This is a genomic window from Pseudomonas alloputida (assembly GCF_021283545.2).
Taxonomy (GTDB): Bacteria; Pseudomonadota; Gammaproteobacteria; order Pseudomonadales; family Pseudomonadaceae; genus Aquipseudomonas; species Aquipseudomonas alloputida.
Genome location: NZ_CP128540.1, coordinates 666,030 through 692,046 on the forward strand (window position 1 = coordinate 666,030; position 26,017 = coordinate 692,046).

The window sequence follows — 26,017 nt, forward strand, 5'->3', positions numbered from 1 at the left end:
TTTGTAGGGCAATTCGACACAGCGCGGCGAGTGTGCCGTAAAGCAACGGCAAGTGTCCAGTTCCCGGCAATAGCCAGCACGATGTCCGAGGTTCGCGCGAAGTATGTGACCGGATATTTAAATCCGGTCACTCATTTCAGGATTTTTCCGAGCTCGCGGGAAGTTATAGACCGACTTTGCCGCGCACGCGCGTCAGAATCTGCGCGAATTCACCGGCATTTATCTCGCCAATCACCCGATCAGCGGTAATTTCGCTGCCGTTCGCAGCAAAGAACAGCAGGGCAGGTGGGCCGAACAGCTGATAGCGGTCGAGCAGCTTGCGTTGCTCGGCATTACTTTCGGTGATGTCGAACCGCAGCAGTTTGAAGCCGGCCAGCTGTGTTTGCACCTGCGGTGCATTGAGCACCTCATGCTCGATCACCTTGCAGCTGATGCACCAGTCGGCGTACCAGTCCAGCAGCACTGGCTGGCCGGTGGCCTGGGCCTGCGCCAGGGCCGCGTCCAGAGCATCAGGTGTGGTGATGGTCTGCCAGGTATCGGCGTTTGCTGCCGGCAGGCTGCCGCTGGCGGCCAGTGACGCCCCCGGCAGTGGGCGCAGTGGGTCGCCCTGGCCAGTGAGGGCGCCGTACCAGCAAGCCAGCGCGTAGACCAGCAAGGCCAGACCGACCAGTTGCGCCAGGCGTTGGGCCGTCGTCTTGACGACGAATTCCAGCGCACCGAGGAACAGTGCCACACCCGCAGCGAGGAAACCGACCAGCAGCAAGGTCGCAGGGCCCGGCAGTACACGGCTGAGCAAGCCGATGGCCAGCCCCAGCAGCAGTACGCCAATGGCGTTTTTCACCGTGTTCATCCATGGGCCGCTTTTGGGCAGCCAGGCCGCGCCACCGGTGGCTACCAGCAGCAGCGGTGCACCCATGCCCAAACCCAGGGCGAACAGCTTTAGCGCGCCACCCAGGGCATCGCCGCTGGCGCTGATATAGAGCAAGGCACCGGCCAGGGGCGCCGATACACACGGAGAAACCAGCAAGCTGGAGAGCACACCGAGCACAGCTGCGCCCAGCAGCGAGCCGCCGCGGGTGTGGTTGGCGACGTTGTTCAGGCGGTTGCTCAGGGCCTGGGGCAGCCTCAGTTCGAAGAGGCCGAACATGGCCAGGGCGAACACTACGAAAAACAGCGCGAAAGGTACCAGCACCCAGGCCGACTGTAGGCGCGCCTGCAGGTTCAGGCTTGCGCCGAACAGGCCCATCAGTGCGCCGAGCACCGCGAAGCTGGCGGCCATTGGCAGCACGTAGGCCAGCGACAGCGCCAGGCCGCGCACGCCGCCAACCTGGCCGCGCAGCACGACACCGGAAAGGATCGGCAACATCGGCAGCACGCAGGGGGTGAAGGTCAGGCCGACCCCAGCGAGGAAGAACAGCAGCAGCGACTTCCAGTTCCAGCCGTGTTCGCGGGTGGCTGGCGTGTTTGCAACGCCTTCGCCATCGATACTCAGGCGTGCGGTTTCCGGCGGGTAGCACAAGCCCTTGTCGGCGCAACCCTGGTAGCCCACCAGCAGGGTGAAGGCGCGCGGGTCTTTACGTGGCAACTCGATATCGAGCACGCCGTGGTACACCTCGACGTCGCCGAAGAATTCATCGTGCTTGGCCTCACCCTTGGGGATGTTCGGTGTGCCCAGGGTGATATCGGCCGGTTCCGTGCGGAACTGGAAGCGGTGGCGGTAAAGGTAGTAGCCATCGGTGGCAACGAAGCGCAGCTTGATTGTTTGCGCATCGGCCTGGACCAGGTTGAGCTTGAAGGCCTCGTGTACCGGCAGGAAGTCGGCGTTGTTGGCCAGCGAAGCGGCGCCAAGGGTGGCGCTGGGGCGGTTGTCGAGCAGGCCTGCGGCGAAGGCCGGGCTGGCCAGCAGTAGGAACAGCATGAAAAACAGGCGGCGCATGGCGGACTCGCGAGGTGGAACGTGCCCGGCATGATAACGGATGCGCAGGAATAATTGGCCCGAAACAAACGTAGGAGCGGGTTTACCCGCGAAGCGCCGCGCGGGCGGCGCTCGATCTCAGACCCTGAACGCTCGCACCGCCCGGTTCAGCTCACCGCCCAGGCTCAGCAGCTGTTCACCCTGTTTACGCCCCTCGCCAATGCGCTGCAGGTTGTCTTCACCCAGTTCGTGAATCCGCTCGCTGTGGTCACGAATCTCGCTCACCGCGCCACTCTGCTGTGCCGTTACATCGGCAATCCGCACCGCTGTATCGGAAATGGTGCGAATGGCACAGACAATCTCATCCAGTGCCCCATCCGCCGCCTGGGCCTGGTTGGCCGTGGCCTCGGCATGTTCCAGTTGCGCGCGCATCCCCGCCACCGAACTTCTGGCGGCCTGCTGCAGGCGGTCGATCAACGCCTGGATCTCGCCGGTAGCCCCCGTGGTGCGCTGAGCCAGTGAGCGCACCTCATCGGCGACCACGGCAAAGCCACGGCCCATCTCGCCGGCACGGGCCGCTTCGATCGCGGCATTCAGTGCCAGCAGGTTGGTCTGCTCGGCAATCGCGCGGATCACCGTCAGTACCCCGCCAATGGTGGCCGACTCTTCCGCCAATTGTTCGATCATGCGGGCGTTGCCTTGCACTTCATCGACCAGCTCACGCAAGCCCGACAGGCTCTGGCCGATTACCGCCTGGCCTTGTTCCACCGCACGCCCGGCATCGCGGCTGGCCTCGGCGGCTGCGCTGGCATCACCAGCCACTTGTTGAATGGTTGCTTCCAGCTCGCCCAAGGCATCGCGGATCTGTCCGGTATCGCCGGCCTGTCGCTCGGCGCCGCCGTGCAGCGCAGCGCTCATGCCGGCCAGGGCATGGCTGCTGCCGGCCACCTGCTCGGCATTATGACGGATGGTGCCGACCAGCTCCACCAGGTACTGACGCAGGCGGTTGAGCGACTCCTGGATGTCGTGCAGTTCGCGGTTGGTCTTGCCCAGGGCGATGGCTTGGGCGAAATCGCCCTCGGCCCAGCGTGACAGGGCCGGGGCCAGTCCGGTCAGGGTCCGGGCCAGGCGCCGTTGCAGCGTGTCGATCAATAGGGCGATCAGCAGGATCAGGCCGATCATCAGGCCTTGGATGATGCGCACCTCGGCAGCGATTTTCGCATGCTGGCCGCGTACTTCGGGTTCCAGCGCGGCGATGGCCTGTTGTACGGCTTCCAGGCGCTGGCCGGTGGTGGCGGCCAGTTCGGCGCGGCGCTCGATCTGTTCGCGGGTGCGTTGCAGTTCGGCCGGGTAGCGGTTGAGCAGGCTTTGCAATTCACGCTTGAGGCCCACGGCAATGTCTTCCTGCTGGGCGCTGCTCTGGGATTCCAGGCCCATCATCGCAGCGAAGTCGTCGGCTCCGGATTCGGCCGTGCGGGTTACGCCGAGCAGTGGCAGGCCGTCGACCGTCTGGGCCTGGGCGCGGATCAGTTGCAGCTCGCGCTCCACCTCGTCGGCCAGCTCTGGGCGGCCGCTGCTGACCAGCTTGTCGCGAGCCAATGACAGCCGCCCCAGATGCAGGGTGGCGTCTAGCAAGGGCAGCAAGTAGCGATTGGCCTCGGCGTTGCCACTGTCGCGGGCGTAGCTGGCCATCTGCTCGAAGTTCGCCCCCAGCTCCCGCTCGGCTTGCAGCAGCAGGGCTTGTGGGTCGCCGGCCAGCTTGCCGGCGGCCAGCAGTTCGTTGGCGGTGAAGGCCTGCAGGCTATCCAGGCTGGGGCGCAACTTCTCGGCCAGCTCTACCGGCCAGTCCGTCAGTGCGGCCTGCAACTGTTGGTTCGCCTCCATGGCGGCGGCCTGGCGCAGGGCGTCGCCGCTGCCCAGGTAGGCCTGGATATTGCGCGCCGCCTGGTTCTGGAACTGCTGGGACAGGCCCAGATAGCGCTCCATCAGCTGGTAGGGGCGTTCGAGGGCGCGCTGTGACCACCACAGGGTGGCGCCCAAGGCGATACACACGGTCACCAGCAACAGCGTGTTGAAATTGGTCAGCCACTTCAGGCGCATAGCCGCGAACTTCCTGCGCAGGGGAGAGGTAGGCGCCTGAAGTTATTGCGATTTTGTGACGGGGTGATGACGCCAGGGGCTTGGTGTCAGAAAAAAAGTGGCACAGTGCCTCCATTGGTGTGGCCGGCACTGGCCTCTTCGCGGGCTTGCCCGCTCCCACAGGTTTACCTCCAGACTTGAGGTATGTGAAATGCCTGGGGAAGCGGGCGAGCCTGTGAAGAAGCCGGCACCGTGAGTGCGAATTTCAGGGCTCTACACGAACGACGCAATTGCGCCCTGCATGCTTGGCCCGGTACAGCGCCTCGTCCGCTGCACTGGCCATGGTCAGTGCATCCAGCCCCTCGTCCAGTTGCACCACCCCGGCACTGAAGGTGCACTGCAAATCCCGCGGCTGCGCCGGGTAGAGAATTTCGGCAAAGCGCCGGCGAATTTCGTCCAGCACCTTGTGTGCGGCATCCAGCGCGGTATTGGGCATGACGATGGCGAACTCCTCGCCACCGTAGCGGCCAATGAAGTCGGTCTTGCGCAAGCGCTGCTTGAGGAACAGGGCAAGGCTCTTGATCACTCGGTCGCCCATGGGGTGGCCGTGGCGGTCGTTGATCTTCTTGAAGTGGTCGATGTCGAGCATGGCAAAGCTCAACGGCTGCTGCTCACGGCGGGCGCGGAAGCTGCAGTCTTCCAGCAGCTGCAGGATATGAGTGTGGTTGTACAGCCCGGTCAGGCTGTCGCGGACCATGCGTGCCTTCAAATGGCGGGCGCGGGCGGCGCGGTTGCGCACGGTAGTGATCAGGTGGCGTGAGCGAAACGGCTTGGTCAAAAAGTCATCACCGCCTTCGCTCATGGCATCCAGTTGCTTGTCCAGGTCGTCCTCGGCAGACAGGTAGATGATCGGCACACTCACATAACGGTCACTGTGGCGGATTACCTTGGCCAGCTCCGGGCCGGTGCAGGCCGGCATGTACAGGTCGAGGATGATCAGGTCGGGCTGGAAGTCGGCAAGCTCGGCCATGGTGCGGATCGGGTCGGTCAGGCTGCGGGTGAGCATGCCGGCGCCGGCCAGTACACGCTCGGTGTACATGGCCTGTGTGCGCGAATCGTCGATGATCAGCACGCGCAACGGGTCGTGAGGGGCGGTGTTGGTCAGCAGTTCGACCTTTTCCAGCAGGCTGGAAGCTTCCAGACTGCCGGTGAGAAAGTCCTGACCGCCGGCGCGCACTGCGGCAAGGCGGGTAGGGGTGTCGGCTTCGTGATGGCTGAAGAACAGCAACGGAATGGAGCGTGCCAGGCCCTGCTGCACCTGAGCGGCCAGCAGCAAGCCCAGGCCGGCGCCGGTGAAGTCGACATCCATGATGATGGCCGACGGCGGGTACTCGCTGATCGAGGCGAGAAACGCTGCGGCGCTGGGCAACGCCTGCACCACCAGACCAAAGAATTCCAGTTGCTGGGCCAGGCGCTGGGCGCGCTCGTGGTCCTGCAGCAGGATGTACACCGGTTTGCGCACGGGCAGCAGCAGTTGGTCGAGCGGGTCGTCCTTGCGCAGGCCGTTACGCGTCAACTGTTGGACGGGGCACTGCGGGCTCGGCTCGACTGCTTGGCTCATGTCCTGGCTACTTATAGGTTGGGATGTGCAGGGGCAATGATGGCTCTATGCTAGCAGCTCTTTTCACGTGAGTGAGTGCCCTGCGTCAACAAAGCGGGCAGAACGAATATTCAGTTGCTGACTGAATGGTCGCTTATGCGTACGGTGGTGTCTGCTTTATAGTGCAGCCATTCGGGCTTCCCGTGGCACGCTAGCGCAGGCCTGTGGTCAAAGCCCCTGAACCGTCGTGACTGATAAGGACAAAGCCATGCTGGACTGGAAAAACCGCGAGGCCAAAGCCGAGCCCCGTGAGCGTGTCGACGGGCGCGGCGCTGCCGCCCGTAGCTACCTTGGCGGCCTTTGGAGCCGTGCCCTGGGGACCCTGATCGGGTTGTACCTGCTGGTGTGTATCGGCCTGGGCTGGTACTGGAGCCAGGAGCCTGCTCTGTTCCCGGTGCAGCAAAACGCCCAGGCAGCAGCCGAACGTACTGGCCAGCAGATGGTGGTGGGCTATACCACCGTCGAAACCCTCAAGACCGTGGCCGGCACCTTGCTGAACAAGCCGGGCGGCTACATTTCCAACGACCGCTTCCCGCCAGGGCTGTGGATGGACAACATGCCAAGCTGGGAATATGGCGTGCTGGTCCAGGTCCGCGACCTGTCCCGTGCCCTGCGTAAAGACTTCGCCCGTTCGCAGTCGCAGTCCACCGAAGACGCCGACCTGGCCAAGGCCGAGCCGCGCTTCAACTTCGACAACAAGAGCTGGATCCTGCCATCGAGCGAGTCGGAGTTCGAAGAGGGCATCAAGTCGCTGACCCGCTACCAGACCCGTCTGGCTGCCGGCGACAAGGGCGCTATCTTCTATACCCGCGCCGACAACCTGAACAACTGGCTGGGTGACGTCGCCACCCGTCTGGGCTCGCTGTCGCAGCGCCTGTCGGCCAGCGTTGGCCGGGTCAAGCTCAACACCACGCTGAAGACCGAGTCGGTCGTTGCCGGCCAGGCGCCGCAGGTGGATGAGGAGCTGGTGGAAACCCCATGGCTGCAGATCGACAACGTGTTCTATGAAGCCCGTGGCCAAGCCTGGGCGCTGTCGCACCTGCTGCGTGCCATCGAGGTGGACTTCGCCGACGTGCTGGCGAAGAAGAATGCCACCGTCAGCGTGCGTCAGATCATCCGTGAGCTGGAGGCCTCGCAAGAGTCGCTGTGGAGCCCGATGGTGCTCAACGGCAGTGGCTTCGGCATGTGGGCCAACCACTCGTTGGTCATGGCCAACTACATTTCCCGGGCCAACGCTGCGGTTATCGATCTGCGTCAGCTGCTGTCGCAGGGTTGATGATGGCTATCAGCCCAACCGAGGCCGCCCATCGGGCGGCTTCCGACCGCGAGCTGGTCACCTGGGTGGACGAAACCGACCAGGTACTGGGCGCCTTGCCCCGTGCCGAGCTGCGCGAGCGTGGCCTGATCGGTCGTTGCACGTTCATTCTGCTGTTCAACAGTGCCGGTGAATTGTGTGTACACCGGCGTACGCTGAGCAAGGCGCTGTACCCCGGCTATTGGGATGTGGCAGCGGGCGGCATGGTCGCGGCTGGCGAAGCGTATGCCGAGTCGGCCGCGCGCGAGCTGGCCGAAGAGCTGGGCATCGAGGGCGCCGAGCTGCGCTTTCACGAGCGGTTCTATTTCGACCAGCCGGATAACCGCTTGTGGTGCGCGGTGTATTCGGCGGTGTCGGATGCGCCGTTGCGGTTGCAGCCGGAAGAGGTTATTGAAGCGCGCTTCATCGGTCTGGAACAGGCTGAGCAGGAAAGCCTGAGCAAGCCTTATTGCCCGGACTCGTTGGCGGCGTTGCAGCGCTACAAGGCCACTTTGTAGGCTCGGGTTTGCCCGCGAAATACCGGCCCAGACACCCGTTTCCCAGGGCAAGGGCTTTGCCCTTGTTCGCGGGTAAATCCGCTTCTACACAACCGGCGTATTTATCGTTACACTGCGCGCCCTTTTCGGGCTGCCGCAATTCTTGCAGCAGTAGCGCCGCCCCTGCCAGAGTGGGGCTTCGCGGTCGGCCTCAACCCCAAGGCACGACCAGTTTTTGTCCTCAGCACCGAGGAACAAAAGTGGCCAAGAAAGCTTCTTCCTTTTCCGCCCTTGGCGGTCTCGTGTACTCCACCGACGCCGGTCGGCACTGCCCCGACTGTGGCCAGCCGGTGGACGCCTGCACCTGCAAGCAGCAAATCATCCCCGAAGGCGACGGCATTGCCCGCGTGCGCCGCGAAAGCAAAGGCCGTGGCGGCAAGACCGTGACCACCGTCACCGGCGTGCCGCTGCCGCCCGATCAGCTCAAAGAGCTGGCGACCACGCTCAAGCGCCGCTGCGGTACCGGCGGCGCCTTGAAGGACGGGGTTATCGAGATCCAGGGCGACCATGTCGAGCTGTTGATCGGCGAGCTGACCAAACAGGGTTTCAAGGCGAAAAAGTCCGGCGGCTGAGGCCATCGCGCGATTTTTTGCCCAGCGCTTTCTAAACTCGTTCCCGTGGTCAGAGTCTATGCCTGAGCACGGATGAATCGTCATTTTCAGCTTTTACACTCGCCCCGCTGCCTGCGGGCAGTGTCTTCGACTTATCTATAGGGGACTTGAATGTCCGTACGACGCACACGCAAAGACGATGGTAGCCAATGGACCGTGGCCGACAGCCGCAGTGTTTATGGTATCCGCCATTGGGGCGCTGGCTATTTCGCCATCAATGAAGCCGGGCGCGTCGAAGTACGCCCCAACGGCCCTCAAAGCGCTCCGATCGACCTGTTCGAACAGGTCGACGAACTGCGCCAGAGCGGGTTGTCGCTGCCCTTGCTGGTACGCTTCCCTGACATTTTGCAGGACCGTGTGCGCCAGCTGACCGGTGCCTTCGACGCCAACATCGCGCGCCTGGAATACCAGAGCCAGTACACCGCGCTGTACCCGATCAAGGTCAACCAGCAGGAAGCGGTGGTGGAAAACATCATCGCCACGCAAAACGTTTCCATCGGCCTGGAAGCCGGCTCCAAACCCGAGTTGCTGGCAGTGCTGGCGCTGGCGCCGAAGGGCGGCACCATCGTCTGCAATGGCTACAAGGACCGTGAGTTCATTCGCCTGGCGCTGATGGGTCAGAAGCTTGGCCACAATGTGTTCATCGTCATCGAGAAAGAGTCGGAAGTGGCCCTGGTGATCGAAGAGGCCGCCGAGCTCAAGGTGAAACCACAGGTTGGCCTGCGCGTTCGCCTGTCGTCGTTGGCCTCGAGCAAGTGGGCCGACACCGGTGGCGAGAAGTCCAAGTTCGGTTTGTCCGCCGCCCAGTTGCTTTCGGTGGTGCAGCGCTTCCGCGATGCGGGCCTGGATCAGGGCATCCGCCTGCTGCACTTCCACATGGGTTCGCAGATTGCCAACCTGGCTGACTACCAGCACGGTTTCAAGGAAGCCATCCGTTATTACGGCGAACTGCGTGCGCTGGGCCTGCCGGTCGACCACATCGACGTGGGTGGCGGCCTGGGTGTGGACTACGACGGCACCCACTCGCGCAATGCCAGCTCGATCAACTACGACATGGACGACTACGCCGGCGTGGTGGTGGGCATGCTCAAGGAGTTCTGCGACGCGCAGGGCTTGCCGCACCCGCACATCTTCTCCGAGAGTGGCCGTTCGCTGACCGCGCACCACGCCATGCTGGTGATCCAGGTGACCGACGTCGAGAAACACAACGACGACGTACCGACCATCGAGAACAAGGAAGCCCTGCCCGAGACCGTGCAGTGGCTGGTCGACCTGCTTGGCCCGACCGACATCGAGATGGTCACCGAGACCTACTGGCGCGCCACCCACTACATGGGTGATGTGGCCGCGCAGTACGCCGATGGCAAGCTGAGCCTGGGCGAGAAGGCCCTGGCCGAGCAGTGCTATTTCGCCGTGTGCCGCCGCCTGCACAACTCGCTGAAAGCCCGCCAGCGCTCGCACCGCCAGGTGCTGGACGAGCTGAACGACAAGCTGGCCGACAAGTACATCTGCAACTTCTCGGTGTTCCAGAGCCTGCCAGACACCTGGGCCATCGGCCAGGTCCTGCCGATCATCCCGCTGCACCGCTTGGACGAAGAGCCGATGCGGCGTGCGGTATTGCAGGACCTGACTTGCGATTCCGACGGCAAGATCAACCAGTACGTTGACGAGCAGAGCATCGAAACCAGCATGCCGGTGCATGCGGTGAAGGAGGGTGAGGATTACCTGCTGGGCGTGTTCCTGGTGGGTGCCTACCAGGAAATCCTGGGTGACATGCACAACCTGTTCGGTGACACCGATTCGGTGAACATCTACCAGAATGCCGACGGCAGCGTGTACCACGCCGGTATCGAAACCCACGACACCATCGAAGACATGCTGCGCTACGTGCACCTGTCGCCGGAAGAGTTGATGACGCATTACCGCGACAAGGTTGCCAGCGCCAAGATCACTGCGCGTGAGCGGACCCAGTATCTGGATGCCTTGCGCCTGGGCTTGACCCGGTCTTCGTACCTGTCGTCGTAATTGACGGGGCCGCTCCTGCAAAAGCCTGTGCTGCCTTTTGTGGGAGCGGCCTTGCGTCGCGATATGAGGGCGAAGCCCTCACCAGCGTCACAACCGGTAAATATCCGGCCCTGGTCCATCGCACCAATGCCGCTACCTTTGAATGCAATGTTCAAAGGAGGACGATATGCAACGTCCAGGCTCCCATCGTTTACGTGGCGGTCGAGTGTCTGAATCCGGGCGCTTTTATCTGCTCACCACAACCACTCGTGACCGAACGCCGTTGTTCAAAGACTTCCGATTCGCCAGGACCGTGATCCAGCAGTTGCGGTTCAGCGATGAGCGCAAGGCTTGTCGATCGCTGGCATGGGTGTTGATGCCGGATCACCTTCACTGGCTTATCGAGCTGGGTCCAGTGAGCCTGGGTAGGCTGATGTGCGAGTTCAAATCCAGAAGCAGCTGTGCCTTGTACAAGGCCGGTGCTGAAAGACGGCATATCTGGCAAACCAGCTTTCATGACCGGGCTTTGCGTCGCGAGGAGGATGTGCGAGCGGTGGCCCGCTACATCATCGCCAACCCCATTCGGGCGGGCCTCGTGCGGCGGGCTGGCGAGTATCCCCATTGGGACTGTGTATGGCTGTGAGCATGTGAGGGCTTCGCCCTCATTTCGCGACACAAGGCCGCTCCCACAGTGACCGCGAAAGCAGGCCGACCCGCTATCCCATGTGGGAGCGGCCTTGCGTCGCGATGGGCCGCAAAGCGGCCCCAATCAGCGACACCACAGGTCTCTCTGCTGCAACCGCCACCCAACCCACCCCAACGTCACCGCCCGCAACCCCATGAACCCAAGAAACGCCATCCACAACCCATGGTTGCCCAACCCGCTCATGGCCACTGCCACCGGCAGCGCAATCAACACCGAAACCAGCATTGCATTTCGCATTTCCCGCGCCCGGGTCGCGCCGATGAACAAGCCATCCAGCAAGTAACTCCACACCGCGATCAGCGGCAGCAACGCCAGGTAGGGCAAATACGGATAAGCCGCCGCCCGCACACTTTCGATGTCGGTCTGCAAGTCGATGAACAGGTGCCCACCCAGCAGGAACAGCCCGGCAAAGCCCAGGCTGGTGATCAGTGACCAACCACAAGCGACCACCAGCGAGCGGCGCAAGGTGTCGCGGTCACGGGCACCAATGGCATGGCCGCACAAGGCCTCCACCGCATGGGCCAGCCCATCCAGCGCATAGGCCGTCAGCAGCAGGCCATTGAGCAACAGGGCGTTGGCCGCCACGGTCGCTTCGCCCAGACGCGCGCCCTGCACGGTAATCAGCAGGAACACCAGTTGCAGTGCCAGGCTACGCAGGAAGATGTCGCGGTTCACCGCCAGCAGTGGCCTCCAGGCCTGCCAGCGCTTGAGCGCTGCCCACACGATCTGCCCCGGGTATGCCCGCAGAGCCGGGCGGGTCAGGGCCAGGCCGAGCAGGGCGGCACTCCATTCGGCAATTACCGACGCCCGCGCCGAGCCCAGTACACCCCAGTCCAGGCCCAGCACGAACCATAGGTTCAAGGCGATGTTCAGCAGGTTGGTGGTCAGCAGGATGGCCAGTGGAGCCCTGGCGTTCTGCGTGCCGAGGAACCAGCCGACCAGCGCGTAACTGGCCAGCGCCGCAGGCAGGCCAAGCAGGCGGGTGTGGAAGAAGTCTTCGGTGGATTGCTGCAGGGCTGCGCTGGGTTGCATCGCATGGAGTGCCAGCTGGCTGAAGGGCAGGGCCAGCAGGCCGATCAACAGGGCGAAGCCGACCGCCAGCAGCAGCCCTTGCACCAGGACCTGGCGTAGCGCTGCACCGTCGCCACGGCCGGCGGCCTGGGCAGCGAAGCCGGTGGACCCCATGCGCAGGAAGCCCATCAGGCCGACCATGAAGGTGAACAAGGTGGCGCCCACGGCCACGGCGCCCAGTTGGTGGGCGTGCGGGAGATGACCGATGACCGTGCTGTCGACCAGCGCCACCAGCGGTACCGAAATGTTGGACAGGATCATCGGCGCGGCCAGCGCCCAGACCTTGCGGTGGGTGGGGCGGTGGCGCCAGTCGGCAGCGAGTTGGGGCATGTGCATTCCATGAGATTTTGGGGCCGCTGTGTGCCCCTTTAACGAATGGCCACAGTGTAACGACCAGGCAACCATTTAGCGCGACCATGGTCTGACCTGGCGCGCAACGCCGGGTGCTGCACCTGACGTTGAGCTATAGTTGCTGCCCTCACGTACACGCTGCCCAAGAGTTCCTATCTCATGTTCAACAAAGGATTGTTGCTGGCCTGCGCGCTGGCGTTGCTCAGTGCCTGTGACTCTTCCACGCCGGGTAAACCAGCACCGGTCGAGAAGTCTATGACACCCGCGCCCGCCGAAGCCTCCGCCCCCAAGCGTGAGGACCCGGCCATGCTCGCCAAGCGCTACGAGGGCCGCGAACTCACGGTGCTGGACGTATCGGAAGTGCAGCTCGATGGCGCGGCAACGCTGTCGATCAGCTTCTCCGTACCGCTGGATGCCAAGCAGGACTTCACCACCAAGGTGCACCTGGTAGACACCGTCAAAGGCAAGCTCGACGGTGCCTGGGAACTCTCCGACAACCAGATGGAGCTGCGCTTGCGCCACCTGGAGCCGCAGCGCAAGCTGGTGCTGACCGTCGACAAGGGGCTGCTGGCAGTCAACGGCAAGCAGTTGGACAGCGAGTCGATCACCCGCCTGGAAACCCGCGACATGCAGCCGACCATCGGCTTTGCCAGCCGCGGCTCTTTGCTGCCTACGCGCCTGGCCGAAGGCCTGCCGGTGATTGCCCTGAACGTCGACAAAGTGGATGTCGAGTTCTTCCGCATCAAGCCAGACATGCTCTCGACCTTCCTGGCCAACTGGGGACGCAACAGCAGCCTGTACTACTACCAGTCCAAGGAAACCCTGGACATGGCCGAGCTGGTCTACAGCGGCCGCTTCGATCTCAACCCGGCGCGCAACACGCGCGAGACCGTGTTGCTGCCGATTGCCGGCATCAAGCCGTTGCAGGCGCCAGGCGTGTACCTGGCAGTGATGCGCGCCTCGGGTACCTACGATTATTCTCAGCCGGCAACCCTGTTCACCCTTAGCGACATCGGCGTGTCGGCCCACCGCTACCGCGATCGCATCGACGTGTTTGCTCAAGCCCTGGAAGGCGGGAAGGCGCTTAGCGGCGTCAACCTGGAAATCCATGACGAGAAGGGCAAGCTGCTGGCCCAGGCCACCAGCGATGGCAAGGGGCATGCCCAGCTGCCGATCACGCCCAAGGCCGATACCCTGATCGCCACCCAGGGCGTGCATACCACGCTGCTGCGCCTGAACACCGCAGCCTTGGACCTGGCCGAATTCGACATTACCGGGCCTCAGGCCAACCCGCTGCAGTTCTTCATCTTCGGTCCGCGTGACCTGTACCGCCCGGGTGAGACGGTGCTGCTCAACGGCCTGCTGCGCGACCAGGACGGCAAGCCGGTCAAAGCCCAGCCGGTGAGCGTGGAAGTGCGTCGCCCGGATGAACAGGTGAGCCGCAAGTTCGTCTGGGAAGCCGACAGCAATGGCTTGTACCAATACCAGTTGCAACTGGCCACCGAGGCCCCGACTGGCCGTTGGCAGTTGCTGCTCGACCTGGGTGGCGGGCGCAAGCAGGTCTATGAATTCCTCGTTGAAGACTTCCTGCCCGAGCGCCTGGCGCTGGAGCTCAAGGGCAGCAGCACACCGCTTTCGCCGGATGAAGATGCGCGTATCCAGGTCAATGGCCGTTACCTCTATGGTGCGCCGGCCGCCGGCAACCGCCTGAGCGGTCAGGCCTATGTACGCCCGCTGCGCGAGGCCGTACCGGCGTTGCCTGGCTACCAATTCGGCTCGGTCACCGAAACCGATCTGAACCAGGACCTGGAACTGGACGAAGTCACCCTTGACCAGGCCGGCAAGGCGGTGGTCGATATCGAAAGCCGTTGGGCCGAAGCCCGCTCTCCGCTGCAACTGACCGTGCAGGCCAGCCTGCAGGAGTCGGGTGGCCGGCCGATCACCCGGCGCCTGGAGCAGCCTATCTGGCCGGCTGAGCGCCTGCCGGGCCTGCGAGGCCTGTTCGAAGGTGAGGAGACCGATAGCGACGGGCCCGTGGAATTCGAGTTCCTGGTGGCCGACCGCGACGGTAACAAACTGGCGGCCGACGCGCTCAAGGTGCGCCTTGTTCGCGAACGCCGCGATTACTACTGGAATTACTCGCAAAGCGACGGCTGGAGCTACGCCTACAACGAGAAGTTCCTGACCCAGAACGAAGAGACGATCAGCGTCAAGGCAGGTTCCACCGCCAAACTCAGCTTCCAGGTTGAGTGGGGCCCGTACCGCGTCGAGGTCGAAGACCCGCAGACCGGTCTGGTGTCCAGTGAGCGCTTCTGGGCCGGCTACCGTGCCCAGGACAACGCTGAGGGCGGCGCGGTGCGGCCGGACCAGGTCAAGCTGGCGCTGGACAAACCCTCCTACACCGATGGCGCTACCGCCAAGGTCACCGTCACTCCGCCCGCTGCGGGCAGCGGCTACCTGATGATCGAGTCCAGCGATGGCCCGCTGTGGTGGCAGGAGATCGATGTGCCCGCCGAGGGCAAGACCTTTGACGTGCAACTGGACAAGGCCTGGGCCCGTCACGACCTGTACATCAGCGCGTTGGTTATCCGCCCTGGTGAGCGCAAGGCCAATGCCACGCCCAAGCGCGCCGTGGGCGTGCTGCACCTGCCGCTGGACCGCGCCGAGCGCAAGCTTGCGCTGAGCCTGCAGGCGCCGGAGAAAATGCGCCCGAAACAGCCGTTGACAGTGAAGGTAAAGGCCGCCAACGCCGATGGCAGTGTGCCCAAGCAGGTGCATGTGTTGTTGTCGGCGGTGGACGTGGGCATCCTCAACATCACCGATTTCAAAACCCCCGACCCGTTCGCCAGCCTGTTCGGGCGCAAGGCCTATGGTGCCGATCAACTGGACATCTACGGCCAGTTGATCGAGGCCGGCCAAGGCCGCCTGGCCAGCCTGGCGTTCGGTGGCGATGCGGCGATGGCCAAGGGGGGCAAGCGACCCAACACTACGGTAACCATAGTCGCCCAGCAGAGCCTGCCGGTGACGCTGGACGACAAGGGTGAGGGCCAGGCTACGGTCGACATCCCCGACTTCAACGGCGAATTGCGGCTGATGGCGCAGGCCTGGACCGAAGAGCACTTCGGCATGGCCGAAGGCAAGACCGTGGTCGCCGCGCCGTTGATTGCCGAGCTTTCGGCCCCGCGCTTCCTGGCCGGTGGCGACCGTACCAGCCTGGCACTGGACCTGGCCAACCTGTCCGGCCGCGCCCAGCAACTGAGCGTCGAAATCACCACGGATGGGCAACTGAGCCTGGCGGCCAACGCCGTGCAGAGCGTTAACCTGGCCGAAGGGCAGCGTTCGACGCTGATGATTCCGGTGCAGGCCCAGGGAGGGCTGGGGCAGGGCAAGGTGCATGTCCGGGTGACGGGCCTGCAACTGCCGAACGAGCCGGTCAATGCGTTCGAACGTGAGTGGACGCTGGGCGTGCGCCCGGCCTACCCGGCAATGCTCAAGCACTACCGTGTGGCCTTGAAGGACCAGCCGTGGACTCTGCCCGAAGCAGACCTGGCCGCCTTCGAGCCCGCTGGCCTGGAAGCCAGCCTGGCCTTGTCGAGCCGGCCGCCGCTGAACCTTGCCGAGCAAATTCGCGCGCTGCAAGCCTACCCCTATGGCTGCCTCGAACAGACCACCAGTGGCCTGTACCCTTCGCTGTACGCCGATGCCGACAGCCTCAAGCGCCTGGGCATCAAGGGCGAGCCGGCGGATGTGCGCAAGCGCAAGATCGAAATGGGCATCGAGCACTTGCTGGGGATGCAGCGCTACAACGGCAGCTTTGGCCTGTGGAGTTCGGACAGCGAGGAAGAGTACTGGCTGACCGCCTATGTGACTGACTTCCTGCTGCGTGCCCGTGACCAAGGGTACGGCGTGCCCGCCGAGGCACTGAAGAAGGCCAGTGAGCGCCTGCTGCGTTACCTGCAGGAACGCAACCTGATCGAAGTCGACTACAGCGAGAATGCCGACCACACGCGCTTTGCGGTGCAGGCCTACGCGGCGCTGGTGCTGTCGCGCAGCCAGCAGGCGCCGTTGGGTGCCCTGCGCGGGCTGTTCGAACGTCGCGCCGATGCCCGCTCCGGTCTGCCGCTGGTACAACTGGCAGTGGCGCTGGACAAAATGGGCGACAAACCGCGTGCCGAGCAAGCCTTGCAGGCGGGCCTGGGCATTAGCCGTGGCAAAGGCTGGCTGGCCGATTATGGCAGCGCCCTGCGTGACCAGGCACTGATCCTGGCGCTGCTGCAGGAAAGCAACCTGGCCAGCAGCCAGGTCGATCAGCGCCTGTTCGCCTTGTCGGATGAACTGGCAGCCAACCGTTGGCTGTCGACCCAAGAGCGCAATGCACTGTTCCTCGCTGGCCGTGGCCTGCTGGGCAAGCCGGAAGGCCAGTGGCAGGCACGCCTGGACAGCGCGGGTGAAGTGCGCGAGTTGAACAATGCCGAGGCCGGTATGAAGCTTGAGGGCCCGTTGCTGGCTTCACCGCTGAGCGTGCAGAACCAAGGCAGTGAGACGCTCTATCAGCAGCTGACCTTGTCCGGCTACCCGCGCCAGGCACCTGCGGCAGGCGGCAATGGCATGCAGATTCACAGAGAGTACCTGGGTATGAATGGCCAGCCGCTGGACCTGCACAACCTGCGCAGTGGCGACCTTGTGCTCGTGCACCTGGCGCTCAAGGCTGAGGACCGCGTGCCGGATGCGTTGGTGGTGGACCTGCTGCCGGCCGGCCTGGAGCTGGAAAACCAGAACCTGGCTCAAAGCGCCGCCAGCCTGGACAACGCCAGCAGTGCAGTGAAGGCGTGGCGCGAGTCGATGCAGAACGCCAGCGTGGTGCATCAGGAGTACCGTGATGACCGTTATGTTGCCGCGCTCAAGCTTGACGGCTATGGCACCACCCACCTGCTGTACCTGGCGCGAGCAGTGACCCCGGGCACCTACCGCGTGCCGCCGCCGCAGGTCGAATCGATGTACCGGCCGAACCTGCAGGCCGTGGGCGATGGGCAAGGGGAGATGACGGTGAAAGCCCGCTAGAGACCCGCTCTACGCGGAAAGTGTGGGAGCGGCCTTGCGTCGCGATAGGGCCGCAAAGCGGCCCCGACAATTCAAGCGGCGAAGCTGAAAGCCTGGGGCTGCTGTGCAGCCCTGTCGCGACGCAAGGCCGCTCCCACAAAGACCGCGCAGATCAGTGGATCACCCAGCTCATCACCCACAGCCCCAGCACCAGCCAGATGATTCCGAGGATGATCGAGGCGCGCATGAATGCGCGGATTGCCGAGTACAGCAGCATCAGGCCGATGATCAGGGCCAGGATGCTCAGCAGCGAAGTGTCCATGCCCAAGGTGCGCGACAGGCCATCGATGAAGTTGCCACCGGCATTGGCCAGCAGGTTGAACAACCCGCTCAATGCGTCGACGATGAAGCGGATCAACGACCCCAGTGCCTGGCCCAGCCACTCGAAAAAACCTTCTACATGCATAGTTGCTTCCTGATGAAAAAATCGGCGAGGTTGTCGTCCCAAAGCCTTTGGCCATTACCTGGCCAGGTCGGTTCCCGATGCCAAGCTTAGCGCGACCACGCTGCCGAGCGGGCAGGTTGTTGCGTGCCACGCTGATCAGTCTGCTGGTGCTCGGCGGCCTGTTCTGGCTGGCTGACCGTGTCTGGCCGTTGCCGCTGCCGGGTGACGACCTGGCCCGGGTAGTGCTGGCCGAAGACGGCACGCCGTTGTGGCGCTTTGCCGATGCTGATGGCGTGTGGCGCTACCCCGTAAGCCCTGAAGAGGTTTCGCCGCTTTACCTGCAGGCTTTGCTGACTTACGAGGACCGTTGGTTCTACAACCACCCAGGGGTCAACCCGCTGGCATTGGCCCGGGCGGCCTGGCTGAACCTGCGCGGCGGGCGTGTTGTGTCGGGCGGCAGCACATTGTCGATGCAGGTGGCACGGCTGCTCGACCCGCACGACCGTACCCTGGTCGGCAAACTGCGCCAGCTATGGCGCACCTTGCAGCTGGAATGGCACTTGTCCAAGCGCGACATCCTGCAGATCTACCTGAACCGCGCACCTTTCGGCGGCACGCTTCAGGGCGTGGCGGCAGCCAGCTGGGCGTACCTGGGCAAGTCGCCCCTGCACCTGACACCTGCCGAAGCGGCACTGCTGGCCGTGCTGCCCCAGGCACCCAGCCGGCTGCGCCCGGACCGCCACCCCGAGCGTGCCCAGCGTGCCCGGGACAAGGTGCTGCAGCGCCTGGCTGAGTACCAGGTATGGCCGGCCCAGCAAATTCGCGAGGCGGCCGAGGAGCCGCTGGTGTTGGCGCCACGCCAGGAGCCGGCCCTGGCGCCATTGTTGGCCCGGCGCCTGAACAGCGCTGACAGTCCGCCGCTGATCCGTACCACGCTTGACGCTGCGCTTCAGCGGCGCCTCGAAGACTTGCTGCTGGGCTGGCGCGCACGGCTGCCGGAGCGTACCTCGGCCGCCATTCTGGTGGTCGAGGCGCAGAGCATGGCGGTGCGCGCGTACCTGGGCTCGATAGATTTGTCTGATGAGCGCCGCTTTGGCCATGTCGACATGGTGCGCTCGTTACGTTCGCCCGGCTCCACCCTCAAGCCGTTTCTTTACGGCATGGCGCTGGACGATGGCCTGATCCATTCCGAATCGCTGTTGCAGGATGTTCCACGACGCTATGGCGACTATCGCCCTGGCAACTTCTCCATGGGGTTCAGCGGGCCGGTGTCGGCCAGCTCGGCGCTGGCCCTGTCGCTCAACCTGCCCGCCGTGCAATTGCTGGAGGCCTACGGCCCGAAACGCTTTGCCGCACAACTGCGCATGGCGGGCATGCCGTTGATACTGCCCCCCCTTGCCGAGCCCAACCTGTCGTTGATCCTGGGCGGTGCCGGCAGCCGGCTGGAGGACCTGGTCGGCGGCTACGCGGCGCTGGCGCGGGGTGGCAACAGTGCGCAGGTGCGCTTGCAGCCACAGGCCCCCCTGGTGGAGCACCGGTTGCTGTCACCGGGGGCGGCGTGGATCATCCGGCGTATTCTCAGCGGCCAGGCGCGCCCGGACCGCGACCCGCACGCCGAACTGGTGCAGCGCCCGCTACTGGCCTGGAAAACCGGCACCAGCTACGGCTTTCGCGATGCCTGGTCGATTGGCGTGGGGCCGCGCTACCTGATCGGCGTATGGATTGGCCGCCCCGACGGTACACCGGTGCCTGGGCAGTTCGGCCTGGCGTCGGCGGCGCCGCTGATGTTGCAGGTGCACGATCTGTTGAGCAATCGCGACAGCCAACGCGGCATCAGCGTCCCGGTAGCGCCGGTACCTGCGAATATCGGCGTTGCAGCGATCTGTTGGCCGCTGGGTCAGCCGATGAGCAAGCAGGACACCAACTGTCGGCGTCAGCGCTTTGCATGGACCCTGGACGGCACCACGCCGCCAACCTTGCAGGCAGCCGACCAGCCGCTGGGCCTGGGTTTGCGCGAACAAGTATGGGTCAACGAGCGGGGCTTGCGGGTCGATGGCAGCTGCCCGGGCGCCAAGGCGCGTGACATCGCCCTGTGGCCGGCGCCGCTGGAGCCTTGGCTACCCCGTGTCGAGCGGCGCATGGCGCGTTTGCCGGCCATCGACCCGGCCTGCCCGCCGCAGGCGCCGGCCAGTGCACCACCGCTGTCGATCGTCGGCGTGCGCCCAGGCGACAATCTGCGCCGCCCGGCCACCAGCACTGAGCCGTTGCAATTGCAGGTATCTGCCTTGGGTGGTGGTGGACGGCGCTGGTGGTTCCTCAACGGCCAGCCGTTGGGTGAAACCCAGGGGCAGGACAGCTTGTTGCTGCGTTTGCCACAGGTCGGGCAGGCCGAACTCAGCGCGCTGGACGAAAGCGGTCAGACGGCGCGGGTGGCGTTCCAGGTCAGTGAGTAGGTGTTCGACGACAGCCGGGCCAGCACCTACGCTTGCAAGTGACGGGTGTGACCGGCTGGTGCCCCGCAACCCATGGGAACATGGAGTGCCCTATGCGTCCTCTGGTCGTGCCCCTGATGTTGCTGCTTTGGGCACTTGCTGCCCACGCCGACCCGTTGCCGGGGTTTCTCGACAGCCATGAATACGAGCGGCGTCTGCCCAGCGCCAACCTGCCGATGACGGACTACGCCCCTGTGAGCCCCCGCATACGGTTGGCAGGGGCGGCTATCGACAACCCCGACTGGGCCCCGGCCAACACCCGGCTGGTGCTGCAAAAAGTGCGCTTCGAGGGCGGCACGGTGTTCCCCTTGGGCGACCTGCGCGAACACTATCAGCCGCTGATCGGGCGCGAAACCACGTTGGGTGAATTGCAGCAATACACCCAGCGCCTGACCCAACGCTACCGGCAGAAGGGCTACTTGCTGTCGTATGCCTACCTGCCTCCTCAGGATGTGGCCGATGGCAGGGTCGACGTGGTGCTGGTCGAAGGTTACGTACGTGATTACCACGTGGAAGGCGATATTGGACCGGCCAATGAGTATTTGCAGCAGTTGCTGGCGCGCATTGAGGCCGAGCGCCCACTGAGCCGCGAAACGCTGGAGCGCTATCTGGGCCTGGCTACGCGCATGCCAGGGGTCGTGGTAGAGGCCGAACTGGCAATGGCACGGGCTGCCGATGGTGTCGCCCAGCTGACCGTGCATGCGCGGCGCAAGCAGCTCAGCGCCGCTGTGACCGTGGCCGACTCCAGCCGTGATGCTGCACAGGCCCTGATCACCGTAGCCAGCAATGCCCAGACCCGCCATGGCGAACGCGTCACGGCCAGCTGGCTGCTGCCCCCTGGCAATGACCGGGTCTATTACCAGCGCCTCGATTACAGCCAGTACCTGGACGCCGCCGGTAGCCAACTGCTGCTGTCGGCGTCGCGCTACCGCAGCGAGCCCGGCACGCGCATACGTTTGGACGATGGCCGCGATATCACCCGCGAGCACGACAGTGAGCGCTATGCGATCGGCCTGCGTCAGCCGGTGGTTGTCAGGCCGAATGAGTGGCTGGCGGTGCAGGGCCACCTGTACTCGGTCAGTGAGCATGATGAAGACCGGATGGCCGAGCAGCCAACGTCTCGCAAATACGACACCTATGTGCGGGCGCTGTCATTCGAAGGTGACTGGCGCAAGGTGGAGCAGGGGCGTTTGCGTATCGTCAGTGCCGGGGTCCATCAGGGTCTGGACTACCTGGGGGCACGCAGCGATGCTGACTACGATCTCGACTTCCTGCGCTTGCGGCTTTCCGGTTTGCAGAGCGACACGCTGCTGGATAACTGGCAGGGGGTGGTGTCCGGGGCGTTGTACTGGAGTGATGATCGCTTGCCCGACAGCGAGCGTGCGGGGTTTGGCGGGCAGAATTTCGGGCGCGGTTACCCGCGCGATCAGGCGGACGGTGACAAGGGCTGGGGTGTGGCTTACGAGCTCAACTACAGCGTGCGCAGTAGATGGCTTGCGCAGGTTCAACCCTATGCGGTGGTGGATACCGCTCAGGCCTGGCATAACCGGGGACCGGTGGAGGACGCCCATCTGGCTTCGCTGGCGCTGGGTGTTCGGTTAGGGGGTGGGCATGTGTTCAATGTGGCGCTGGAAGTGGCCAAGCCGTTGGCGGATGTGGCGCTGGATAGCCTGGACCGTGGGCCTCGGCTGTCGTTGAACCTGGCGATCCAGTTGTAGCAGGCAACTATGGGCTTGCAGGAGCAGCCTTTGCAGCACGAGGCCGCTCCAGATGGTAAGCCGAGCCTTCACTCAATGGGTCGTGAACCGCTGGTGCACGGGTGACGAGCTGGGGGTCAGCGCCAGAGCCAGCTGGGTGCGGTTGTGCATATGCGTCAAACGCAATACCTGAGACACATAGAGCTTCACGGTGTTTTCGGTAATGCCCAGTTCGCAGGCGATCTGGTAATTGGTCTTGCCCTTGCCTACCAGGCGCGCCACTTCCAGCTGGCGTGGAGACAGTTTCTCGAACGCTGCTGGCAGCTCGCTTTCGCTTTCTTCTGCATCACTGGCACGCCGGTGGGTGCCTTGGCCACGGGCTTTTTCCAGGTCCTGATACAGTTCGTCCACCGACTCGGCCAGTTCCTGCAAGCGCTGGTTCAACCCACCCAGATCACGGAGGTTGCGCTGGCGCTCCAGCAAAGCCGCTTCTTGCCGACGGACGCCTGCCAGCAGTTCATCAAGGTCCATCGGCTTCTGGTAGTAATCGGCAAAACCTTCGCGTATCGCCCGGATCAAGTCCTGTTTCTCGGCACGCCCTGTCAACATGATGGCTTCGAACGTGCGCTGGCTGCCGTTGATTTCCTTCAAGGCGCGCACCAGCTCGATGCCATCCCGATCGGGCATGTGCAGGTCACAGATGAGCAAGCCGATGGTCGGGTCTGCCACATAGTGCTCGATGGCTTCGTCGGTTGAGAGGGCTGTAACGCAGGCATAGCCCTTGGTTTCGAGGAATTCACTCAGCTGTTCGACAATGACCGGTTGGTCATCAACCACCAACACCTTTACTTCACTCACTGATCTGGACACGATCAACTCCCTGTTCTTATACGCCCTGCTCCCGTGCCAGACGCTCTGACAGCTTAAAAGTAGTCGCACTCAGCGAATATGTACAAGGTCTGTACAAGTCATCGGACTACTGGAAGGGTTATTGGATCCATACGGCCGTTAGAAGAAAACCTGATAACACATAGGGGACGAACGCCTGCTTGTCGCCCATTTCTTCGGTCAGGGCCTGCAAACGCTTCTTTACCTTGGGGTTGAGCAGAGTCCACAGGCGGCGGCGGGTCAGTAGCCAGACCAGTACAGTGACACCCGCGCCAATGAAGGTGCCGAGCACATATTGCGGGCTGGTGGCCAGGGCCAGGGCGCCCATCAGCTTGACGTCGTCGGCGCCGAAGCGGCCGAGCATGTAGCCTGGCAGGGTCAGCAGCATGACGATGGCCAGCGCCCAACCGGCCTCGCTGGCTTCGGCGCCTATCCAGCTGTGACCAGTGCTGAACAGCCAGGCCAGGGCGCAGCCAGCCGCCCCCAGGGTCAGCACGTTGGATATCTGGCGTTGACGCACATCCTGTTCGGAGCACAAGGCAAGCCACAGCAGGAGAACAATGCTTTGCATTGGCAGGTCGCCTTTCCCAAATGTTGAACACTTCTACCCGGTCAGTCAGGTTTCCTTAAAAGAAGATAGACGGGAACGTGCGGGGGAGTGCGGTTGGCATCGGAAAAAAGGCGTGCGTGGAATGGATTTTGTCGTAGCTGACACAGGCCAGGCCGGTGACGCAGTCGTACTCGTAATCGCCATCTATGTAGGCGTGGGGTCACCCGCGAACATCCGCGAAGCCGGTGCCATGCACCGGGCCAATTGCTTCGCGGGTAAACCCGCTCCCGCCGGGCCACGGTGCATGCAAAAGCCGCGTTCCAACGCTATTTTTTGCTGCCCGGTGGGTAGTTGCCCAGCACCTTGGCCACGGTATTGCGGATTGCGCTGTTGCGTTCTTCCGGGCTTGGCGGGTAGTTGTTCATGATCTGCTCGGCACTGCCGCGCCATACCAGCTTGCCGTCACGCCCATCGAACATGTCGACCTGGATGGTGGCGACCTTGTAGTCGACACTGCGGGTTTCGTTGTACATCGGGCCACCCCAGTAGCCGCCCCAGTAGCCACCCCAGCCACCGCCGTAGTTGGTGGTGATCTGTTGTTGGCGCTGCTCCACGATCAGGTATGTGCGTACTGTCAGGTCGGGCCGCGCTCCGCCTTGTACCGGGCGCAGGCCGCGCTGGTCGAGTTGGTCTGCCACCGCCTGGCGAATGCGCTGCTCGGTGAGGTCGCTCTTGATCCGTGGGTCATCCGGGCGGTACTGCAGGCCTGGCTCCTGCCATGCCCAGCTACGGTAGGCGGCAAAATCGCGGCTGGCATCGAAATCCTGCTGGACGTTGTTGCTGGAGCAGGCAGCGAGCAACAACGCGAATGACAGTAGAACGAGACGGCGCAACATGATGGTTCTCCGTTAGCTATTAACTGGGAGGATAGCCGCTGAGCGCCTTGTGCACAGAGTCGCGCAAGGCACTTTCGCGTTCGCGGGGCGAGTCCTTGTTGCTGCTGCTTTCGGCGCTGGCGCTCCAGACCGGCTGGCCGCTGCGGGCGTCGTACAGGTCGATGCGCACCACCAGGACTTCGACCTCGTAGGTACGCACGATGGGCACGCTGGCATAGCCTCCATAACCGTGGCGGTAGCCGCCATAGCCGACACCTCCATAGGGGTACGGCCCGTAGTAGGGGTCGTAGGTGTCGTAGTCACGCACTTGGCGCAAGCGTTTTTCCAGGCGCATATCGGCGCTCACCAGCAAGTCGCCAGGGCCTGCGCGAGAGGGGCGCAGGCCATGCTGGTCGAGCGCACCGCTGACGGCATCGGCCAGTTGCGCCGGGTCGGCATCGACAGTGCCGCTGGGCAACTGGCCGTTGCGCCAGCTCCAGCTGCGGTAGTGCCCATAATCACGAGCGGGCGCAGGGTAAGCACTGGCGTCGAAGGTGGTGGCCGCCTGGGCGGGGGCCGGTGGTAACGGGCGGCTGCTGGCCACATACGGGTTGCTGCCCTGGCAGCCAGCCAGGGCAATGGGCAGCAGGGCCAGGCACAACAGACGGTACGGCATGTATTTCTCCCGGCGCGGCGGATTAGCGGGGGCGGCAAACCCAGTGCAGGTAGCGGCCAAGCCCGGCGAAGGTGGGGTGGCGACGGTGGGCCAGTTCCATTTCCAGCAGGTCGAGCAGCTCGGCCTTGCCCTGGAATTCCTTGGGCATATAGTCGTGAAACACCCGCACGCCGCTTTCGCTTTCAACCAGCCACATAGGCTCAAGTTGCGCCTTGAGTTCGCGTGGATCAAGCGGTTTCTGAGGGGTCAGGCTCTGCTTTTCACCTTCCAGCCGGTTGCTGCGCAACTTGCGGAAATGGCCCTTGAGCAGGTTGCGATAGACCAGGGCGTCGCGGTTGTAGAAGGCCAGCGATAACCAACCGCCGGGGGCCGTGAGCTGGTGCAGCACCGGCAGGATGCTCTCGGGTTCGGCCAGCCATTCGAGCACGGCGTGGCAGAGCACCAGGTCGTAGCGCTCGGTCAGTTGGCCGAGGAGGTCTTGCCAGGGCGCCTGGATGAAAGTCGCGGTCTGGCCGGCTTCGGCAAAGCGTGCCCTGGCGCCGTCGAGCATGGGCGCCGCAGGTTCGGCCAGGGTCAGCTGGTGGCCGCGCTCGGCCAGCCACAAGGCCATGTGGCCCAACCCGGCGCCGATGTCGAGGATGCGTAGCGGGCGGTCGGGTAGCGCTTCGGCCAGGTCGGCCTGCAGCACGGCCAGGCGGATCGCACCCTTGGCGCCGCCATAGATCTTTTCGGCAAAGCGGGTGGCCAGCTCATCGAAATGACGGTCGTTCATCGGGCGAAGCGCCTCTCGCTGTCGGCCAGCTTGGCACGCACCACCTGGTCCATGTCCAGACCCAGTTCGCTGCACAGCAGCAACAGGTAGAGCACCACGTCACCGATCTCCTGGCCGGCGTGGGCGAGTTTGTCGGCAGGCAGCTGGCGCGATTCGTCCTCGCTCAGCCACTGGAAGATTTCTACCAGTTCGGCCATTTCGACGCTGGCGGCCATGGCCAGGTTCTTCGGGCTGTGGAAGCCGCGCCAGTCATTGGTATCGCGGATCTGATGCAGGCGTTGGGTGAGTTCTTGCAGGTTCATCGGGGGTCTCCTATTGCTGCATAGCTTCTGCC

The 26,017-nt window shown here is 63.9% G+C and carries 19 protein-coding genes; 8 read left to right on the top strand and 11 right to left on the bottom strand.

Annotated features, from left to right (window positions below):
* Positions 1-163: 163 nt before the first annotated feature.
* The 3 genes from LU682_RS02980 to LU682_RS02990 all read right to left on the bottom strand — a co-directional run bounded on the left by LU682_RS02980 (position 164) and on the right by LU682_RS02990 (position 5,615).
* The gene (locus LU682_RS02980; protein WP_010951835.1) at positions 164-1,936 is read right to left on the bottom strand and encodes a protein-disulfide reductase DsbD; all 1,773 of its coding nucleotides are present in this window, start codon (positions 1,934-1,936) and stop codon (positions 164-166) included.
* Positions 1,937-2,053: 117 nt separating this feature from the next.
* Complete coding sequence (locus LU682_RS02985) at positions 2,054-4,015, bottom strand: methyl-accepting chemotaxis protein (protein ID WP_010951836.1); 1,962 nt, start codon at positions 4,013-4,015, stop codon at positions 2,054-2,056.
* Positions 4,016-4,259: 244 nt separating this feature from the next.
* Positions 4,260-5,615: a diguanylate cyclase gene (locus tag LU682_RS02990; protein ID WP_010951837.1), complete on the bottom strand. Its 1,356-nt coding sequence runs from the start codon at positions 5,613-5,615 to the stop codon at positions 4,260-4,262.
* A 247-nt stretch (positions 5,616-5,862) separates the two neighbouring features.
* On the opposite strand from LU682_RS02990, the gene LU682_RS02995 reads away from it, so the two are divergent.
* The 5 genes from LU682_RS02995 (at position 5,863) to LU682_RS03015 (ending at position 10,763) form a co-directional block, all read left to right on the top strand.
* The gene (locus LU682_RS02995) at positions 5,863-6,930 is read left to right on the top strand and encodes a DUF2333 family protein (protein ID WP_049587200.1); all 1,068 of its coding nucleotides are present in this window, start codon (positions 5,863-5,865) and stop codon (positions 6,928-6,930) included.
* A 2-nt stretch (positions 6,931-6,932) separates the two neighbouring features.
* Complete coding sequence (locus tag LU682_RS03000; RefSeq protein ID WP_010951839.1) at positions 6,933-7,466, top strand: NUDIX hydrolase; 534 nt, start codon at positions 6,933-6,935, stop codon at positions 7,464-7,466.
* Positions 7,467-7,705: 239 nt separating this feature from the next.
* Complete coding sequence (locus tag LU682_RS03005) at positions 7,706-8,077, top strand: translation initiation factor Sui1 (protein ID WP_003255318.1); 372 nt, start codon at positions 7,706-7,708, stop codon at positions 8,075-8,077.
* Between the two features lie 150 nt (positions 8,078-8,227).
* The gene (gene speA, locus LU682_RS03010; RefSeq protein ID WP_010951840.1) at positions 8,228-10,141 is read left to right on the top strand and encodes an arginine decarboxylase; all 1,914 of its coding nucleotides are present in this window, start codon (positions 8,228-8,230) and stop codon (positions 10,139-10,141) included.
* A gap of 166 nt (positions 10,142-10,307) precedes the next feature.
* The gene (locus LU682_RS03015; protein ID WP_010951841.1) at positions 10,308-10,763 is read left to right on the top strand and encodes an REP-associated tyrosine transposase; all 456 of its coding nucleotides are present in this window, start codon (positions 10,308-10,310) and stop codon (positions 10,761-10,763) included.
* Positions 10,764-10,889: 126 nt separating this feature from the next.
* Here the strand turns inward: LU682_RS03015 and LU682_RS03020 are convergent, their stop codons facing one another.
* Entirely contained in the window at positions 10,890-12,227 is a 1,338-nt protein-coding gene (locus tag LU682_RS03020; RefSeq protein WP_010951842.1) for an MATE family efflux transporter, read from the bottom strand.
* Between the two features lie 180 nt (positions 12,228-12,407).
* Here LU682_RS03020 and LU682_RS03025 point away from each other — a divergent pair, with 180 nt between their 5' ends.
* Complete coding sequence (locus LU682_RS03025) at positions 12,408-17,309, top strand: alpha-2-macroglobulin family protein (RefSeq protein ID WP_010951843.1); 4,902 nt, start codon at positions 12,408-12,410, stop codon at positions 17,307-17,309.
* A 151-nt stretch (positions 17,310-17,460) separates the two neighbouring features.
* Here LU682_RS03025 and LU682_RS03030 read toward each other — a convergent pair whose 3' ends face one another.
* Entirely contained in the window at positions 17,461-17,754 is a 294-nt protein-coding gene (locus LU682_RS03030; protein WP_004577004.1) for a hypothetical protein, read from the bottom strand.
* A gap of 77 nt (positions 17,755-17,831) precedes the next feature.
* Between LU682_RS03030 and pbpC the strand changes: the two genes are divergently transcribed.
* Both pbpC and LU682_RS03040 read left to right on the top strand, forming a co-directional pair.
* On the top strand, positions 17,832-20,186 hold the full coding sequence (pbpC, locus tag LU682_RS03035; protein WP_010951845.1) for a peptidoglycan glycosyltransferase PbpC: 2,355 nt from the start codon (positions 17,832-17,834) through the stop codon (positions 20,184-20,186).
* 92 nt (positions 20,187-20,278) lie between these two features.
* Positions 20,279-21,943, top strand: a complete 1,665-nt coding sequence (locus LU682_RS03040; RefSeq protein ID WP_049587202.1) for a ShlB/FhaC/HecB family hemolysin secretion/activation protein — start codon at positions 20,279-20,281, stop codon at positions 21,941-21,943.
* Positions 21,944-22,015: 72 nt separating this feature from the next.
* Here LU682_RS03040 and LU682_RS03045 read toward each other — a convergent pair whose 3' ends face one another.
* The 6 genes from LU682_RS03045 to LU682_RS03070 all read right to left on the bottom strand — a co-directional run bounded on the left by LU682_RS03045 (position 22,016) and on the right by LU682_RS03070 (position 25,985).
* The gene (locus tag LU682_RS03045) at positions 22,016-22,792 is read right to left on the bottom strand and encodes a response regulator transcription factor (RefSeq protein WP_010951847.1); all 777 of its coding nucleotides are present in this window, start codon (positions 22,790-22,792) and stop codon (positions 22,016-22,018) included.
* A gap of 118 nt (positions 22,793-22,910) precedes the next feature.
* Positions 22,911-23,381, bottom strand: coding sequence for an A24 family peptidase (locus LU682_RS03050; protein ID WP_010951848.1), 471 nt, complete (start codon positions 23,379-23,381; stop codon positions 22,911-22,913).
* A 305-nt stretch (positions 23,382-23,686) separates the two neighbouring features.
* On the bottom strand, positions 23,687-24,256 hold the full coding sequence (locus LU682_RS03055; protein WP_010951849.1) for a DUF4136 domain-containing protein: 570 nt from the start codon (positions 24,254-24,256) through the stop codon (positions 23,687-23,689).
* Positions 24,257-24,275: 19 nt separating this feature from the next.
* Entirely contained in the window at positions 24,276-24,911 is a 636-nt protein-coding gene (locus LU682_RS03060) for a DUF4136 domain-containing protein (protein WP_049587205.1), read from the bottom strand.
* Between the two features lie 22 nt (positions 24,912-24,933).
* On the bottom strand, positions 24,934-25,683 hold the full coding sequence (locus tag LU682_RS03065) for a methyltransferase domain-containing protein (protein WP_010951851.1): 750 nt from the start codon (positions 25,681-25,683) through the stop codon (positions 24,934-24,936).
* Positions 25,680-25,985 carry a MazG-like family protein gene (locus LU682_RS03070; RefSeq protein WP_003255298.1) on the bottom strand — a complete coding sequence of 102 codons (306 nt, stop codon included), beginning with the start codon at positions 25,983-25,985 and terminating at the stop codon, positions 25,680-25,682. Before LU682_RS03070 ends, LU682_RS03065 begins: the two co-directional genes overlap by 4 nt.
* Positions 25,986-26,017 lie beyond the last annotated feature (32 nt).